Raw genomic sequence first — 15,092 nt, 5'->3', positions numbered from 1 at the left:
GCCCAAGTCGAATTAACAGTTGGACAGGTTTGACAGGCCTTGCCGGCCGGTCATTTGCCTCGGTTGCCGCTATCGCAGCCCGGCAGCGGACGCCGGCTACATGCGCATCAAGAGGCCGCCGTCGACGGCGAGTTCGATGCCGGTGATGTAGCTCGCGGCGTCGGAGAGCAGGAACAGCGCCGCATTGGCCATGTCCTGCGGCGTGCCGATGCGGCCGAGCGGTGCGTAGCTCGCCACGGCCGAGCGCTTTTCCTCGGTGTCCCAGCGCGCCTGCAGCGGGGTCAGCGCCATGCCGGGACAGATGGCGTTGGAGCGGATGCGCTCGCCGGCAAGCTGCATGGCCAGCGACTTGGAGAGCGCGCAGACGCCGGCCTTCGATGCCTGATAGGCGTCTTGCGGATTGGCGTCGCCGCGATACCACTGGATGGTCGAGAAATGCACCATGGCGCCGCCACGGCCGCCCGAGCGCATATGCGGCACGACCGAGCGCGCGGTGTGCACGAAGGATTTCAAATTGATCCTGAACACCTCGTCCCAGACGTCGAGATCCATCTCGAGAGCGGACTTGTCACGGCCGAACCAGAGCACGCCGGCGACATTGGCCAGATAGTCGATGCCGCCGCGTTCGCGGCCCGCCGTGCCAACCGTCTGTTCAACGAACTCGGCGTCGGTGAGATCGCCCTGGGCGAAGGTGAGCCTGTCGTCATAGGTGGCGAGGGACGCTGGGCGCGGCTTGACGTCGATGGCGGTGACGGAGGCGCCGGCATCGAGTAGCGCCAACGCGATCGCCTCGCCCATGCCGCCGCCGGCGCCGGCGACGACCGCATGCCTGCCCATGAAATCGTAAGCGATCATCTGAACCCCTCATGTGCTGCCGCCAATGCGCGCTCGGCAGAATTACGCCGAAAGCCGACGGGCCTGCCAGGCAGCGTTCGATGCCTGGCAGGCGTCGCACATCACCGGCTTCGAATGGCAGCGGTATTTCGTCAGCAGCTAACCATCGGTCGATGCGACAAACTAAAACCGGCCGGCTTCTGCCGGCCGGTTTGTTCCGAGCGAGATCAGCCGCAGACGCGGACTTCCTCGATCACTCTGTGGTGGTGACGCCAATGCTTGACCAGTTCGATATGGCAGCGATGATGCCGATGGTGGCGGCGATACTCGCCTCCGTCGTAGTCACCGAATTGCAATTGCACGCCGCCGTTCTGATCGTCGTAATCGCGCCGATGGTGGCGGCGATACTCGCCACCTTGGTAATCACCAAACTGCACGCCGTTCTGATCGTCACCGTATTGGTTGTCATTGTTATACCGGTCACGATGGCGGCGGACGATGACCTGGCCGTCGTCCGACTGATCGTCCGGTGAATACTGGCTGTTGTCGTCGGACTGGATAGTCAAGCTTGCGGCTTGCGTTGGCGCAATGACTGCGGCCGTTGCCGCCAATGCCATTATGGAAGCTAAAATCAACTTTTTCATTTCGTCCTCCTGCGAGTTCAAGACACATAACACGCGGGAGAACCAGACGTTCCACTGTAAATCTACACGCTTTGCGACGCCGAGGATATCAAGGCGTTATCCGCTGCAGCATGCACTACAAGCGTACAAAGGCCGTCAGTGGCAGATGGTCTGACGCCACCCGCGAAAGCGGCGTGTCATGCGCCTCCACGGCCGAGATCATTCCGTGCCGGTTGGCCATGATGCGATCGAGCGCGAGCAGCGGCAGGTTCGACGGGAACGTCGGAACCGCCGGCGGCAGCGGGCCAAAGGTGACATGCAGCGTGTTCAGCGCGGAGCGGTTGCCGAGCCGCCATTCGTTGAGATCACCGAGCAGGAGCGTCGGCTTCTCGTCGGGGCTGTTCATGATATCCAGCACGACGCGAGCCTGTTGCGAGCGGGACCGGCGCAGCAGACCGAGATGGGCTGCGATGACGCGCAGCGTCCGGTTTCCGTCGAGATCGATTTCCGCCACCACGGCACCGCGCGGTTCGAGCCCCGGGAGCCTGATCTGATGCACGTCGCGGACGACGCCCTTCTTGAACAGCAGGACATTGCCGTGCCAGCCATGTCCCTTGCCGTTGGCGGCAATCGGCACCGGCACCAGGCCGGTTTCATGTTCCAGACGAGACAGGTCGAGGAGCCCGTCACGGTCGCCGAAGCGGTTGTCGGCTTCCTGCAGGGCAATGACATCCGGATCGATTTCGCGGATGACGCGGCTGGTCCGTTCGGGATCGAACCGCCTGTCGATGCCGATACATTTGTGGACGTTGTAGGAGGCAACCAGCGTTCCGGTCGTGCCTGTCCGCTTGGGCGCACCGGCGTTTGCCTTCTGCATCCTGCGGTCGCGAATGGATAGAAGCATGCTTGCAGGGAGGCTGCGTCCAGTTCTGTGCATATCCGTGCTGCTCGTCCTCGCTGGCTTCAATTCAGAACCGGGCTACAGTCAAAATAGGCATCTTCGGCATATGTTCCATGACAAGTGAGTTCCCAAGCCAACCTTTGCCTAAAGATAGGGCGAGCCGAGCCAAAGGACCCGGTCGAACAGCCTGATAAGAAACGGGCGGGCCCGCAAGGCGTCGAGCGTCACCGGCACGGCGGAGGCAAGCGCCGACCCGATCCGCGCCTCGATCTCGCTGGCGAAGCCGGCGTCGAGGATCTCGAGGTCGATCTCGAAATTCAGCCGCAGCGACCGGGCGTCAAGGTTGGAAGAGCCGACATAGGCCCACACGCCGTCGATCGAAAGCAGCTTCGAATGGTCGAAAGGTCCCTCCGTGCGCCAGACGCGGCAAAAATGTTTCAGCACCTGATCGAACTGCGCCGTCATCGCACGGTCGACAAGGAAAAGATTGTTCACCGCCGGCACCACGATGTCGATTTCCACGCCGCGCCTTGCGGCGGTGGTCAGGGCGCTGATCAGTTCGCGGTCCGGCAGGAAATAGGGCGACATCAGGCGGATCGATTTGCGGGCGACGGAGAATGCGCCGATCAGCAGCTTGTGATTGGTCTCGATGCTGGCGTCCGGACCGGACGCCACCGCTCGCACCAGCATCGGCAGGCCGGGCGCCGGCGACAGCGGCGCAATTCGCCAGGCATCGCCCTTCAGCGCCTCGTTGGTGGCGAAGCGCCAGTCCTCGGCGGCAACCGAGAAGAGGTCGGCGACGACCGGACCGGTGACCCGAAAATGCGTGTCCCTGGCGCTGTTGGAGCCGGCGAACTCGGCGGAGAAGCCCTTGCGGATGTTCATGCCGCCGGTAAAGGCAACCGTGCCGTCGACGACCAGGATTTTCCTGTGGGTCCTCAGGTTGGCATAGGGCAGGCGCAAGCCGATCACGATGTTGCCGTTGAAGACATCGGCGGTGATGTTGGCGCTGCGCAGATGCCCCAGGATGCTGGGCACGGAGTAGCGGGCGCCGACGGCATCGATCAGCACGCGGACGGTGACGCCGCGCCGGACGGCGTTGGCCAGCGCTTCGACAAAGTGCAGGCCGACGGCATCATTGTCGAGAATATAGGTCTCGAGCAGGATGCTGCGCTCGGCGCCATCGATCGCCGCGCACATGGCGGCATAGGCCTCGTCGCCGGTCTCCAGCACATCGATGGCGTTTCCAGGGTTGAGCGCGCGCCGCGCCACCCTGTCGCCCAGTGTCCGCAGGCCCATGAACCGCTGCCCGTATCGCTCGACGATCAGGGCCTCTTCGGCGGCGACGTCGCGTTCATGCTTGGCGGACACCGCGTCGCCGGCAAACGGGCGCTGGGCGCTGATCGAGGCGCGGCGGATGCGGTTGATGCCGGCGACGGCATAGATCAGCACGCCGATGATGGGCGACAGCACCATCACGCCGACCCAGCCGGTCGCGGCGCGGACATCCTCCTTGGTCATGACGACGTGGATGATGCCGACGGTCGCCATCACCACCGAGATGATCGCAAGGATTTGGGGCCAGTGAGTCGCCAAAGTCTCGAACATTGCCGGGACTATCCAGCGAGCGCTTGCAGAACGCAATGCGGCCCGGGCATGAGGCGAAGCCACCGACGGGCGCTACCGGGCGAGCGTCTGCAACCGTTATGCGGGGTGTCGCAGCCGAGGCATCGGCCGAATCATCTCAGCACGGAACAGCAGGCTGGCATCTCCATCTGCTTCTCACTGCTTCGGAATCCTTTGTCCGGCAGGGCGATATGATTGAATATTAAGCCAAGGAACCCTCGCCGGTGGAAGACTTGTGCGCCTCACTTCCGGTCGAGAAATGTCCTAACGGCTGCGATCGTGGCCTCCGGCTGCTCATCCATGAGCCAATGTCCCGCGTTGGGTATCACGACTTCGGTCACGTCGGTCGCGGCATTCCGCATGACGATCGCCTCATATGCTCCAAAGGATTTTTCGCCGCCGATCGCCAGCACTGGCATACCGAGTTTCATCACCATCGATGCCTTGTTGTCTTCGGCGTCTTGGCGGATAGAGCGGAACTGCGCGAAGGCTGAGCGCATCGCGCCCGGCAAGGCGTAGAACTTGGTGTAGTGTTCGCGTGTTGCTTCGTTGATCCTGGATGGATCGGCAGCGAATTCATTCCAGAAGCGATCAAGATAGATGCGTTCGCGTTCCGCCACCAGCCGCTCGGCATCCGGGCCGCCAAAGTCGAAATGCCAAAGTGCGGGCCAGCGCACGATTTCATCCCAGGGTGGGATGCCGGGAACCGGGGCGTCCATCACCACCAGTTTCTCTGTCTTGTCGGGATAACGCGCCGCATAGGCATAGGCGACCATCGTTCCAATGTCGTGGCCGACGATGACGGCGCGATCGATTCCAAGCGCGGCCAGGATCGCGCGGATGTCGGCCGCCTGTGTACGCTTGTCGTAGCCATCGGTTGGATGGGACGACAGGCCCATGCCGCGCAGATCAGGGATGACGACCCGGTGATCGCGGGCCAGTTCGGCGGCCAGCGGCACCCACATGTCACCAGTGTCGCCGAAACCATGGATCAGGACCACCGCCGGGCCCTGTCCGCCCACACGGACATACAATGTCACATCATCGGACTTGATCTCTTGCGTCTGGAAACCGGGGGGCAGCGATTGAACCTGCGCCGCGGCAGGAAGTGAAATCACAAGCATGCCAAACAGGCCGAGCAGGAACCTGACATCTCACCTCCGCCAATTTGCCGCGGCCGCGTGGCCGTCATTTTCACATTGGGCATGATTGACTATGGCGCAGGATTTTCGTTCTGATTAGCCGTATAATTCGGGAACTCGATTTCGGAAAATACGGACAATCATGAAGCTTGAGGGCATCAGCACGTTCGTGACCGTGGTGGAAGCCGGTTCGATCAGCGAAGCCGCGCGGCGTCAACGATTGTCCAAGTCGGTGGTGAGCGAACGTTTGGCTGAACTCGAAAGAAGCCTGAGCGCGACCCTGCTGCATCGTACGACGCGCAGACTTACCCTGACGGAGGATGGGGTAGCCTTCCTCGCACGAGCGCGGCGCATCGTCAGGGAAGTGGAGGACGCCGGCGCCGACATGGCGGAACGACGTGGCGAACTGGTCGGGCCGCTGCGCATCTCCGCGCCAGTCACATTTGGACGCATGCATCTCGGACCGGCGCTTTACCCATTTCTGGCGCGTCATCCGGGGATCGAACTGACGCTCGATCTCGACGACCGGCGCGCCGATGCTGCTGCCGATGGGTACGATGCGGTTGTGCGGCATGGTGCGATACAGGATTCGAGGCTGATAGCATGGCGCCTCTCGGCGAGCAGACGCGTGCTCGTTGCGTCTTCCGAGTACCTCGCCCGGAATGGTGCGCCTGCGTCGATGGCTGATCTCGCCGGACACCGGGGCATTTTCTACACCAATCGGGGGGTCGCCGACTGGCGTTTTCCAAGCCCGGACGGCGCGGCGATCGTCCGGGGTCGAATCGGGCTGCTCGTCAACAATGGCGACATCATGCGTGAGGCTGCGATCGCGGGTCTCGGGATAGCCTTGCTGCCCACATTCATCGTCGGAGCGGCCGTCAGAACCGGTGAACTCAAGATCATCGATATCGGCGTCGAGGCCGAAGGCGAATTTATCTACATCGCGTATCCTGAAGGGCCACCTCCATCGGCCAAGCTCAAGGCGTTCGCGGCATGTCTGATCAGTGCAATCGGTGATCCGCCCTACTGGGATTTGCGTGATTGCAGCCCGAAGGACGGATGACTATCCGCTCCATCTTTGCGCTGAGATGATCGCGACGATGTGGGGCATGAGTCGCCAGAGTTTCGAACATTGCCGGGACTATCCGGCGAGCGGTTGCAGAAGGCAATGCAGCCGATCATGCCCCAGCATTGAGCGGGCTGCCTGCCTCCAGGCAAATCATTAGAGGCCAAGGGCAACCTTGAAAGCAGAAAGCTCCCCGTCGGTGACGGGAACCACGTGCTGCGGCTCTGGGTAGGCGCCAGTCTGCACGTCGGATATGAACTCGCGATAGGCGGCGATGCGCTCGCGCTGCAGCCGTTCATATTCGGCGGCGAAGTTGCGGTAGGTCTTGGCGTGGCGTGGCCTGTGGCCGGCGGTGTGGCCGAGCACGTCCTCGCTGAAAAGATACTGCGCGTCGGCATGCGGCCCGGCGCCCATGCCGAGCATGATCAAGGGCGTATTGCGGGTGATCAGTTCGGCAACCCGGTCCGGCACCACCTCCAACTCGGCGCCGAAGCAGCCGATAGCCTCCAGCCGCTTGACGTGATCCCACACCGCACGCGCGCTTTCGGCCGTCCTGCCGACGGCCTTGAAGCCGCCGGTCCAGGTGCATTGCGAGGGGATCAGGCCGACATGGGCGACGACCGGCACGGCATTGTCGCAGAGCGCCTTCTGGATATCGAGCGAGGCGGCACAGTAGAAGCAGTCGCCGCCGATGCGCATGAAGTGGTAGGCGGTTTTCAGATAATCCTTCGAGGTGACCAGATTGCCGGCGGGGCCGTAAGGCAGTCCAACCTGCACGAAGCAGCGGCCGGCCGCCTCGCGCATCTCGGGCGAGAAGAAGCGACCCTCGATCGAAAGCATGTCGACGCCGGCTGCATCCGCTGCCGCCGCCTCTTCGAGAGAGGTGACGTAAAGCATGGAAATCTTTTGTCCGCGGCCCTTCATGGCGCGGATGTCGGCGACGGTGGGACGGCTGTTCTTGGTGACCATTTCGTTCCTCAGACGGTGAAAGCTTCGCGGAAGGCCTGCAGTGCTGCCTCGGGATCTCCGGAGGCAAACGCCTCCATGCCCACCGGCCCGCGGTAGCCCATATCCTTCAGCGCACGGGCGATGCCGCGATAGTTGATCTCGCCCGTGCCAGGCTCCATGCGGCCCGGCACATCGGCCACCTGGCCCTCGCCGATCCACGGCAGGCAGGCGCGGCACAGCTCGATCAGATTCCCTTCACCGATCTGCGCATGGTAGAGGTCGAGATTGAGGCGCAGGCCGGGCCGGTTGACGCTCGACACGAGCGCAAGCGTGTCCTCGGCGCGCCCAAACGGCACGCCCGGATGGTCGACGGGAAGGTTCAAATTCTCCAGCGTGAAGGTCACGCTTTGCGCCTCGGCGAGGTCCGCGATGCGGTCCAGCGTGTCGCGCGCCTTGAGCCACATGGCGCCGGTGACGGTCTCGCAAGGTGTAACCGGCAGGCCGCCATCGCCAAGCCCAGTACCGTGCAGGTTGAGCCGCGCGACGCCGAGGCGCTTGCCGACCGCCGCCGTCTCCTTGGCCGTCTTGAGCAATTCGACGGCGCCCTCGTCATCGGAGAGACGGCCGCGCAAATAGCCGTTCATGATCGAGAAGGTCGCGCCGGATTTCTCGAGCATTGCGAGGTCGTGATCGGGCCAGTTCCAGAGGCCAACCTGGAAGCCCATTTCCGTGAGGCGCCGCACGCGCCATTCCATCGGCCGGTCGCGCCAGAGCATCTCGGCGCAAGCCGCAAGGGTGAAGGTATCGGACATGTCAGACCTCGATGTACACGCGGCCGTCCTCGACCTTCGTGTTGTAGGTTTTAAGGTTCACGCAAACCGGTGCGCGCAGCGCTTCGCCGGTCCGGTAATCGAACACGCCGTTATGCTTCGGGCATTCGATCCTGTACTCCATAACCAGCCCGTCGCTCAGATGCACCTTCTCATGCGTGCACAGGCCGTCGGTACAGAAGAACGCATCATCGGGGCTGCGGTAGATAGCGAATGTCCGGCCCTCGTGATCGAAGCGGATAAGGTCCTCTTCCTCGATATCATCGGTCGCACACGCATCAATCCACTTTGCCATCGTCGCCCTGCACTCTGTTCTTCGGTTGGTCGAAAAGACAGCCGGCGGAACCACGCGTTCCGCCGGCCGCACAGGAAGATGCCCGGGAGGAGGAGATGGGCGTCTTCACTGGGTTCATGCATGGCCCGCGTCGTGCGGCGCAGGCCTGTCGTCACTCGCCGAGAAGCTCTCGATCTCGGCTTCGAGTTCGGCCATCTGCTCGCCGCCTGCCATCAGGTCGGTGATCGCCTCGCGGCTTTTCTCACCCTTGCGGAAGTCGGCGGCCTTGGAGCCTCTGATGAGGACGGCGAAGTGGTCGCCGACGGTCAGCGCATGGACGACATTGTGGGTGATGAAGATGACCGCGATGCCCTTGCGGCGCGCTTGCAGGACGATGCGCAGGACATGCGCCGCCTCCTTGACGCCAAGGGCCGCGGTCGGCTCGTCGAGGATTAGCACACTGGCGCCGAAGTGGACGGCGCGCGCGATGGCCAGCGCCTGACGCTCACCTCCGGACAATCCACCAACCAGGCGATCGCCGTCGTCGATGCGGGTGATGCCGAGCTGGCGCATCTCGGTGACGGCGATCTCGTTGGCTCGCTTGCGGTCGTAGATGGTGAGTGGCCCCCAGCGGCGTGTCGGCTCGGCGCCGACGAAGAAGGAGCGGCCGATGCTCATCAGTGGGAACGTCCCGCCGAATTGGTGGACTGTCGCGATGCCATGGTCGCTGGCGTCGCGCGGGCTGCCGAATTCGACTGATTTGCCATCCATTTCCATCCTGCCCGACGTCGGTTTGTGGACGCCGGAAAGGATCTTGATCAGCGTCGACTTGCCGGCACCATTGTCGCCGAGCAGGCACAACACCTCGCCTCCGTTTACCTCCAGCGAAATGTCGTGGAGCACGTCGATCGGTCCGAACGACTTGTTGATTCCGGCCAGTCTGAGCAAGGGCGTGGTCATGAGCGGACCCTCGATTTGCTGCGCGGCGCGTAGGTCAACGCCATGTTGCGGAAAGTGTTGTTCATCAGCACGGCGGCGAGCAGCAGGACGCCGATGATCAGGCTCGCCCAGTTGGCGTCGAAGCCGGTGTAGAAAATGCCCTGGTTGACGATGGAGAAGGTCAGCGTGCCCAAAACGATGCCGACCACCGAACCGTAACCACCGGTGAGCAGCACGCCGCCAATGACCACCGCGATGATCGAGTTGAAGATGAACGACTGCCCGGCGGCCACCTGGGCGCTGTTGTAGAGGATGGCCTGCGACATGCCGACGAAGGCTGCGCACAGGCCGCTGCTCATGAACAGGGCGATGGTGACCCGGTCCGTCGGGATGCCGGCATTGCGGGCGCTGACCGCGTCACCGCCCATGGCCAGGATCCAATTGCCGAAGCGCGAAAAATTCAGGATGAAACCGACGATCAGGACGATGGCGATCCACCAGAACAGGGTCACCTGGAATTTGCCGCCGAGATAGTCGCCAAACACAAGCTTGGCGATCGGTCCGCTCTTCAGCGCGACACTGGTGCTGCCGGACAGGATGATCGAAAGGCCGAGCGTGAGGCCGGCCAGCGCGAACAGCGTTGCCAGGGTGACGACGAAGGACGGCACTTTGGTGCGGATCACCAGAACGCCGTTGATGAAGCCGACGGCGAGGCCAAGACCGAGCGCCGCGAGGATGCCGACGATGATCGGCAGATCGTAGTGGCCCGATATGATGGCAATGGTCATCGAGCTGGCGGGGATCATCGAGCCGACGGAGAGATCGAGATGTCCGGCGATCATCAGCAGCCCGACCGGGAGTGCGATGATGCCGAGTTCCGAGGCGACGTTGAGCCAGCTGGCGGCGCCGCCGGCCGACATGAAATTGGCGCCGCCGAAGACCGAGAAGAAGACCAGCACGGCGATCATGCCGATCAGCGAGCCGACCTCGGGGCGCCGTACGAGGCTGCCGATCGAGGGCATCGAAGAATGCGGGGCGGGTGGCGCAGTCGCTACCACGGCGGGTTGGTCATGGGCTTGGGATGTCATCGAAGTGTCCCTGGCTTGAGCAATGGAGAGCCTGGCGCGGACTACGTTGGGGCGAGCCGGCCGGCGATGTCCGGCCCTCGGATGCATCCTCGGGCCAGACACGCAGCGATTGGCGCGCTAGCGGGCGCCGGCCGCCGCGCCCCCCATTGTCGCGTCGACATTGGCGGCGTCGACAATGCCCGGTCCGGTCAGCACCGGTTTCGTCGGGAGGTCGAGCCCATAGTTGACGAAGCCGTTGAGCAGAGACACCGCAAGATAGCCCTGCAGGTAAGGCTGCTGGTCGATCGAGAACAACTGCGTGCCGTCCTTGATGCGCTGCAGGCCGGTTTCGTCCATGTCGAACGAAGCGAGCTTGACCTTTTCGCCGACATTGGCCTGGCTGATCGCATTGGCCGCACTGTTGGCGTCGCCGGCGCTGATGGTGATCAGGCCGTCGAGGGTGTTGTCTTTCAGCACGGCGGCCTTGATCGCCTCGGCGACCGCAGTCGGGTTGCCGAAGCTGGATGAAGGCAGCGGCAGCTGGGTGGATTTGCCGCCGCTCTTGACGATGGCATCGGCTATGCCCTTGCAGCGGTCTTCCGTGTTGGTGGAGCCCGGCAAGGTGTTGACGCACAGCACGTTCTTGGCGCCATGGTTGCCGAAATAGGCGCCGCCACCAAGACCCGCGGCGTATTCTTCGTTACCGACATAGTTCATGGCGCCCAGCCGCTTGGCTGCATCCATGCCGCCGGAATTGTAGATGATGAGCGGCACGCCGGCAGCGACGACTTCCTTGAACGCGTCATCCATGGCCTCGGGCACCCAGTCGGGACCGACGATGGCGCTGGGATTCTGGCTGAGCGCGGTGCGGATCAGCTTGGCCGCGTCGGGGCCGAGATTGTCGTAGTTCTGCGGACCGAGCCAGGTGACCGAGCCGCCGGTCAGTTCGGCGACCTTGCCGGCATCGTCGGCGCCTTTCTTGACCTTCGACCAGAACGGGTCGTCCGCCTTGCCGCCGATGACGAAGATCTTTGCCCCTTTCGACTCGGCCATTGCCGATGTGGCTGACGTCGCCGCCACGCCCGCGAGCATGATCGCCGCCAAGAGTTTTGTGATACGCTTCATTTTCGTCTCCTCCCATTTGCCGTCTTCAGACGGGTTTAGAAAAACTTTGACCTCTCCTGCGCGCCTCTCTCCCGGTTGCGCGCTGTGTCACGTGATCGATGGCTTGCCGGGATTACGCCCTGGCGTTCATGCGTTCTTTCTTTTTCTGAAACCGGGCATCCATCAGGGCGTCGCCCTCTCTGGTGCCGTCGTGCAAGGTGCCGAACCACTTATCGAGCGGGATCAGCCCGTCGCCACCGTAGTTCACCTCGAAATATTTGTGGTGCAGGTAGTGGGCGTAGGCGTGGCTATCGACGGCCTTGTCCTCGGTCACTTCCAGCTTGTCGAAGCCGAGATGACCATTGACGGCGCCGAAGCTGGCGACATGCAGCTGGAACAACGCGACGATCGGATTGGACGGGATGACCAGGTGCCAGAAGGCGACCGCGTGATAGAGGAACCCTTCCACCGGATGCATCGACAGCGACGACCACGGCGAGGGATTGATCGAGTTGTGGTGGACCGAGTGGATCCAGCGATAGAGCGGCCCCCAGTGGATCAGGCGGTGGATGAAGAAGAAATGCACCTCGTGGATGGCCGGCGCGATCAGCACCAGTGCCGCGAGATAGACCGGGTGATCCTGCCAGCCGACCCACGGCACATAGCCCTTGGCAAAGCACCACAGGAAAATGACTTCGACCACGGTCCACAACGGGATGGTGATGAAGAAGGAACGTAGGAAATTGTCGAGGTTCTGACTCTGGAACCAGAAGACATCCGACGGCGCATCGCCGGGGAATTTGTGGTTGTATTTGAACCGCGTCGCCTGGACGCGCCTGATGTAATAGCGCAGCTCGAAGATGCCGTAGAAGACCAGGATCGCCGCTGCGTTGACCGCGTAGAGCCACAGCGCCCAGCCCCAGCTGATGGTCTTCATCGTCTCAACGCTGGGGACGATATAGAACCAGTAGACAAGCGCCGTGGCCATGTGGAAGGCGTTCCAAGGCCAGATATAGCCGGGCAGCCACGCCAGGATCTTCGGCAGCTTGGGTGGCCAGTTCCAGAACGGCACGGCCTCGATGCGTCCGTTCGGCTTCCAGTCGCCCCGCTTGTCGCGCACGCCGTATTTGAGATCGTCCATGCAATCCTCCACCCGCAGTGCCTGGGATGGCCCGCACGCGCACGCTGCCTCACACCGCCGTTGGACGGAGGGTCAGAACCTTGTCTGCGCTGTGCTGCTTCTATCCTGGGCCGGCGGTGCTTGCGCCTTCTTTGCTTCTGCCCCGAGATAAACATCTTGATCCAAAATGAATCAAGAATAGAATGTTTGTTCCAAATGGATTGTATCATTCGTCTCAGGATTGCCCGGCGAATGATATCTTCGTATCAATTGCTACAGGCTGATGAGACGAAATGGATCAGGACAAGCGGCCGACGATCAAGGATGTAGCCGCCGAGGCAAATGTCTCGGTGGCCACCGTCAACCGGGTGCTGAGCGGCTCTGGTGCCGTGCGCCAGAGCACACGCGAGCGTGTCAGGCTGGCGGCGGAACAGATCGGTTTCTACGGCATGGGCGCGCTGCGCAGCCGCATAGCGGCCGCCCGGCCGCGCTACCGGTTCGGCTTCCTGCTGCATCAGCCCGGCCGCGCCTTCTACCGCAACATTGCCGAGGCGATACGTGCGGTGGCGCCGACGATGCCTGACTGCGAGATAGACCTGCGCACCGAGTTTCTCGACGATCTGTCGCCGCAGAACGTCGCCTCGCGCATGCTGGCCTTGGGCGCCGAATGCGACGCCGTCGGCGTCGTCGCCGCGGTCCATCCGCTCGTGACGCAAGCGGTCGATACACTCAATGCCCGCAACGTGCCGGTGTTTGCGCTGATCTCGCAGATTTCGGCGACGGGGCACGTGCGCTATATCGGGCTCGACAACTGGAAAGTCGGGCGCACCGCGGCCTGGGTGTTCGAACATGTCTGCCGGGCGCCCGGCAAGCTCGGCATCCTCGTCGGCAATCATCGCTACCGCTGCCAGGAAATGAACGAAAGCGGTTTTCGCTCCTATTTCCGCGAGCATGCGCCTGGCTTCACGCTGCTGGAGCCGCTGCTGACCTTCGAATCGAGCGCCATCGCGCAGGAGATGACAGAAAAGCTGCTGAACGAAAATCCGGATCTGTCCGGCCTCTATGTCGCCGGCGGCGGCATCACTGGCGCCATTGCGGCACTGCGCTCCACCGGGCGAGCCGGCAGCCTCGTCGTCGTCGGCTATGAGCTTATGGATTCGACCCGCCCGGCGCTGCTCGACGGAACGCTGACCTTTGTCATTTCACACCCGCTCGCCCGCATCGCGCAGGAGGCTCTGGCTGGCATGGTCCGCGCCGTGTCGGCCCCGAACGAGGGGGGCAACTTCACCACGATCCTGCCCTTCGAGATCTACACCCGCGAGAACATCTAGGTCGCAGCGCCGCGCAACGGCTGGCATGCGGCAAGTACGAGTTGCTCCGGAGAAGGAGAAGGCCGATCCGAACGAAGCCAAGGGACTGTGGGAAGCGGAGCGAGGCCGCTATATCGCAACAATCGAAGAGGTATTCTTCCTCCATTATCGGCGGCACGCGGCTCAGCTGAAGAATTCCAAATTCCTGGGGCTATGGTCGAACCCCGAGGGAATTCATGTACAATGGCCCACCCTGACCCTTGGCGAAGCATAGAGACGGCGTGATCTGGCGTCATCCTGTCCCGCTTCGGTCCTTCAAGGCTTCCTGTGCTTGGTTCCGGAACCATTGTATATCAGGCGAAATGAATTTAACGATATAACACTTCGACTGATGGCGAGGGGAGCGCCGGATGGTGAAATTCAACTTCGATGGGCCTCCTGTGGGTGACGCCGTCGACATGTCGGCCGAATGTCAGCGCCAGTTGCTACCTATCCTCCGTGAAATCGTCCAGGCGGCGGTCGCGGCCGGGTGGAGCGAGGAGGATGTACTGCTGGGCTTTGTTGAACTTGCATGGGATCTGTACGAGAGGCGTCGCGGTGATTCCTAGCAATCCGCGGTGAACCGGCTGGCTCTGTGCCGCGTCATTGCATGGCTGCCGATCCCGGCGGCAAAAACCAGATTCAGGCCCGCCCGGGCCAGATGCGCCCTTCATATGAGCGTTAGCACTGAGCCGAAATGCGTGGCCAATTCATACTATGGCCGATGAAACAAAAACGCATTGATGGGATACCTCGCCGTCGGTGGAAAAGTTGTTCTTGAAACGTCCTTCGTCGGCCATTTTTTTCTTTTTTATCTCGAACAAAGATTTTTCCTTGCGCGTGGGTGTTCTTCCCTATCCAAGGCCTGTGCGTTAGGTTGATTTCGGGTTGGCCAAGGGGGATTTCAAGCGGCGGCAAGGCGGCTGAGGCGACGCAAATGAAAAATGCGGACGAGGCTCGGGAAAGCGGCGTTTCCCGGATCGTCGATCAAGAGCGTACAGCTCGATACGTCTTGGACATCATTCCCGAAAGTGCTGGTCCCAGAAGAGCTGCCGCCCGAATTTCCTTCGAAAGATACTGGTCGCCGAACTCGCGTCGGTCGCGGAAGTTTCACCCCAATCATTTCATAGCAAGGTTCGCCAGGACATTCAGGATGCCGCCGCATCGTTATCTGATCAATCTGCGAATCGACCTGGCGGAAAGCTGCTCGTCAGTTCGATCAATCACGAATTGTTTGCTTGAGGGAACTGAGAATGTACCCTCAGGTTG

General features: G+C 62.3%; 15 protein-coding genes. 3 read left to right on the top strand and 12 right to left on the bottom strand.

The window, feature by feature from the left end:
* Positions 1 to 96: 96 nt before the first annotated feature.
* The 5 genes from AC1D10_RS27370 to AC1D10_RS27350 form a co-directional block, all read right to left on the bottom strand.
* The gene (locus AC1D10_RS27370) at positions 97 to 855 is read right to left on the bottom strand and encodes an SDR family NAD(P)-dependent oxidoreductase (protein ID WP_477277441.1); all 759 of its coding nucleotides are present in this window, start codon (positions 853 to 855) and stop codon (positions 97 to 99) included.
* A gap of 206 nt (positions 856 to 1,061) precedes the next feature.
* Positions 1,062 to 1,478 (bottom strand): hypothetical protein, encoded by a 417-nt coding sequence (locus AC1D10_RS27365; RefSeq protein ID WP_477277439.1) that lies wholly within the window; start codon positions 1,476 to 1,478, stop codon positions 1,062 to 1,064.
* A 115-nt stretch (positions 1,479 to 1,593) separates the two neighbouring features.
* Positions 1,594 to 2,394: an endonuclease/exonuclease/phosphatase family protein gene (locus tag AC1D10_RS27360; protein ID WP_379102420.1), complete on the bottom strand. Its 801-nt coding sequence runs from the start codon at positions 2,392 to 2,394 to the stop codon at positions 1,594 to 1,596.
* A 108-nt stretch (positions 2,395 to 2,502) separates the two neighbouring features.
* On the bottom strand, positions 2,503 to 3,966 hold the full coding sequence (locus tag AC1D10_RS27355; RefSeq protein WP_477277437.1) for a phospholipase D-like domain-containing protein: 1,464 nt from the start codon (positions 3,964 to 3,966) through the stop codon (positions 2,503 to 2,505).
* Positions 3,967 to 4,226: 260 nt separating this feature from the next.
* Positions 4,227 to 5,108 (bottom strand): alpha/beta fold hydrolase, encoded by an 882-nt coding sequence (locus AC1D10_RS27350; protein WP_477277435.1) that lies wholly within the window; start codon positions 5,106 to 5,108, stop codon positions 4,227 to 4,229.
* A gap of 157 nt (positions 5,109 to 5,265) precedes the next feature.
* On the opposite strand from AC1D10_RS27350, the gene AC1D10_RS27345 reads away from it, so the two are divergent.
* The gene (locus AC1D10_RS27345; RefSeq protein WP_477278138.1) at positions 5,266 to 6,189 is read left to right on the top strand and encodes a LysR family transcriptional regulator; all 924 of its coding nucleotides are present in this window, start codon (positions 5,266 to 5,268) and stop codon (positions 6,187 to 6,189) included.
* 159 nt (positions 6,190 to 6,348) lie between these two features.
* On the opposite strand, the gene AC1D10_RS27340 is transcribed toward AC1D10_RS27345, so the two are convergent.
* The 7 genes from AC1D10_RS27340 to AC1D10_RS27310 all read right to left on the bottom strand — a co-directional run bounded on the left by AC1D10_RS27340 (position 6,349) and on the right by AC1D10_RS27310 (position 12,495).
* Positions 6,349 to 7,161 (bottom strand): 3-methyl-2-oxobutanoate hydroxymethyltransferase, encoded by an 813-nt coding sequence (locus AC1D10_RS27340; protein ID WP_477277433.1) that lies wholly within the window; start codon positions 7,159 to 7,161, stop codon positions 6,349 to 6,351.
* Between the two features lie 8 nt (positions 7,162 to 7,169).
* On the bottom strand, positions 7,170 to 7,952 hold the full coding sequence (locus tag AC1D10_RS27335) for a TIM barrel protein (protein WP_477277431.1): 783 nt from the start codon (positions 7,950 to 7,952) through the stop codon (positions 7,170 to 7,172).
* A 1-nt stretch (position 7,953) separates the two neighbouring features.
* Positions 7,954 to 8,265, bottom strand: a complete 312-nt coding sequence (locus AC1D10_RS27330; RefSeq protein ID WP_378920784.1) for a MocE family 2Fe-2S type ferredoxin — start codon at positions 8,263 to 8,265, stop codon at positions 7,954 to 7,956.
* Positions 8,266 to 8,379: 114 nt separating this feature from the next.
* Positions 8,380 to 9,204: an ATP-binding cassette domain-containing protein gene (locus AC1D10_RS27325; protein WP_477277429.1), complete on the bottom strand. Its 825-nt coding sequence runs from the start codon at positions 9,202 to 9,204 to the stop codon at positions 8,380 to 8,382.
* Positions 9,201 to 10,205, bottom strand: a complete 1,005-nt coding sequence (locus tag AC1D10_RS27320; protein ID WP_477278136.1) for an ABC transporter permease — start codon at positions 10,203 to 10,205, stop codon at positions 9,201 to 9,203. Before AC1D10_RS27320 ends, AC1D10_RS27325 begins: the two co-directional genes overlap by 4 nt.
* Positions 10,206 to 10,388: 183 nt before the next feature.
* A complete protein-coding gene (locus AC1D10_RS27315; protein ID WP_477277427.1) occupies positions 10,389 to 11,375 on the bottom strand; it encodes a sugar ABC transporter substrate-binding protein in 987 nt (328 codons plus the stop codon).
* Positions 11,376 to 11,487: 112 nt separating this feature from the next.
* A complete protein-coding gene (locus tag AC1D10_RS27310) occupies positions 11,488 to 12,495 on the bottom strand; it encodes a sterol desaturase family protein (RefSeq protein ID WP_477277425.1) in 1,008 nt (335 codons plus the stop codon).
* Positions 12,496 to 12,767: 272 nt separating this feature from the next.
* Between AC1D10_RS27310 and AC1D10_RS27305 the strand changes: the two genes are divergently transcribed.
* Both AC1D10_RS27305 and AC1D10_RS27300 read left to right on the top strand, forming a co-directional pair.
* Complete coding sequence (locus tag AC1D10_RS27305; RefSeq protein ID WP_477277423.1) at positions 12,768 to 13,805, top strand: LacI family DNA-binding transcriptional regulator; 1,038 nt, start codon at positions 12,768 to 12,770, stop codon at positions 13,803 to 13,805.
* A gap of 389 nt (positions 13,806 to 14,194) precedes the next feature.
* A complete protein-coding gene (locus tag AC1D10_RS27300; protein ID WP_477277421.1) occupies positions 14,195 to 14,392 on the top strand; it encodes a hypothetical protein in 198 nt (65 codons plus the stop codon).
* Positions 14,393 to 15,092: the final 700 nt, after the last annotated feature.

The organism is Mesorhizobium sp. P2_A8 (genome assembly GCF_056404935.1).
Note: the sequence above shows the minus strand (reverse complement) of the source record. Positions and strands in the feature narration are given on the sequence as shown.

What these genes read in the sequence shown, in the direction of transcription:
- AC1D10_RS27325 (WP_477277429.1), bottom strand. Translation starts at nt 9,204, where the DNA reads ATGACCACGCCCTTGCTCAGACTGGCCGGAATCAACAAGTCGTTCGGA.
- AC1D10_RS27360 (WP_379102420.1), bottom strand. Translation starts at nt 2,394, where the DNA reads ATGCACAGAACTGGACGCAGCCTCCCTGCAAGCATGCTTCTATCCATT.
- AC1D10_RS27355 (WP_477277437.1), bottom strand. Translation starts at nt 3,966, where the DNA reads ATGTTCGAGACTTTGGCGACTCACTGGCCCCAAATCCTTGCGATCATC.
- AC1D10_RS27350 (WP_477277435.1), bottom strand. Translation starts at nt 5,108, where the DNA reads ATGCTTGTGATTTCACTTCCTGCCGCGGCGCAGGTTCAATCGCTGCCC.
- AC1D10_RS27315 (WP_477277427.1), bottom strand. Translation starts at nt 11,375, where the DNA reads ATGAAGCGTATCACAAAACTCTTGGCGGCGATCATGCTCGCGGGCGTG.
- AC1D10_RS27300 (WP_477277421.1), top strand. Translation starts at nt 14,195, where the DNA reads ATGGTGAAATTCAACTTCGATGGGCCTCCTGTGGGTGACGCCGTCGAC.
- AC1D10_RS27330 (WP_378920784.1), bottom strand. Translation starts at nt 8,265, where the DNA reads ATGGCAAAGTGGATTGATGCGTGTGCGACCGATGATATCGAGGAAGAG.
- AC1D10_RS27335 (WP_477277431.1), bottom strand. Translation starts at nt 7,952, where the DNA reads ATGTCCGATACCTTCACCCTTGCGGCTTGCGCCGAGATGCTCTGGCGC.
- AC1D10_RS27320 (WP_477278136.1), bottom strand. Translation starts at nt 10,205, where the DNA reads ATGCCCTCGATCGGCAGCCTCGTACGGCGCCCCGAGGTCGGCTCGCTG.
- AC1D10_RS27365 (WP_477277439.1), bottom strand. Translation starts at nt 1,478, where the DNA reads ATGAAAAAGTTGATTTTAGCTTCCATAATGGCATTGGCGGCAACGGCC.
- AC1D10_RS27305 (WP_477277423.1), top strand. Translation starts at nt 12,768, where the DNA reads ATGGATCAGGACAAGCGGCCGACGATCAAGGATGTAGCCGCCGAGGCA.
- AC1D10_RS27370 (WP_477277441.1), bottom strand. Translation starts at nt 855, where the DNA reads ATGATCGCTTACGATTTCATGGGCAGGCATGCGGTCGTCGCCGGCGCC.
- AC1D10_RS27340 (WP_477277433.1), bottom strand. Translation starts at nt 7,161, where the DNA reads ATGGTCACCAAGAACAGCCGTCCCACCGTCGCCGACATCCGCGCCATG.
- AC1D10_RS27310 (WP_477277425.1), bottom strand. Translation starts at nt 12,495, where the DNA reads ATGGACGATCTCAAATACGGCGTGCGCGACAAGCGGGGCGACTGGAAG.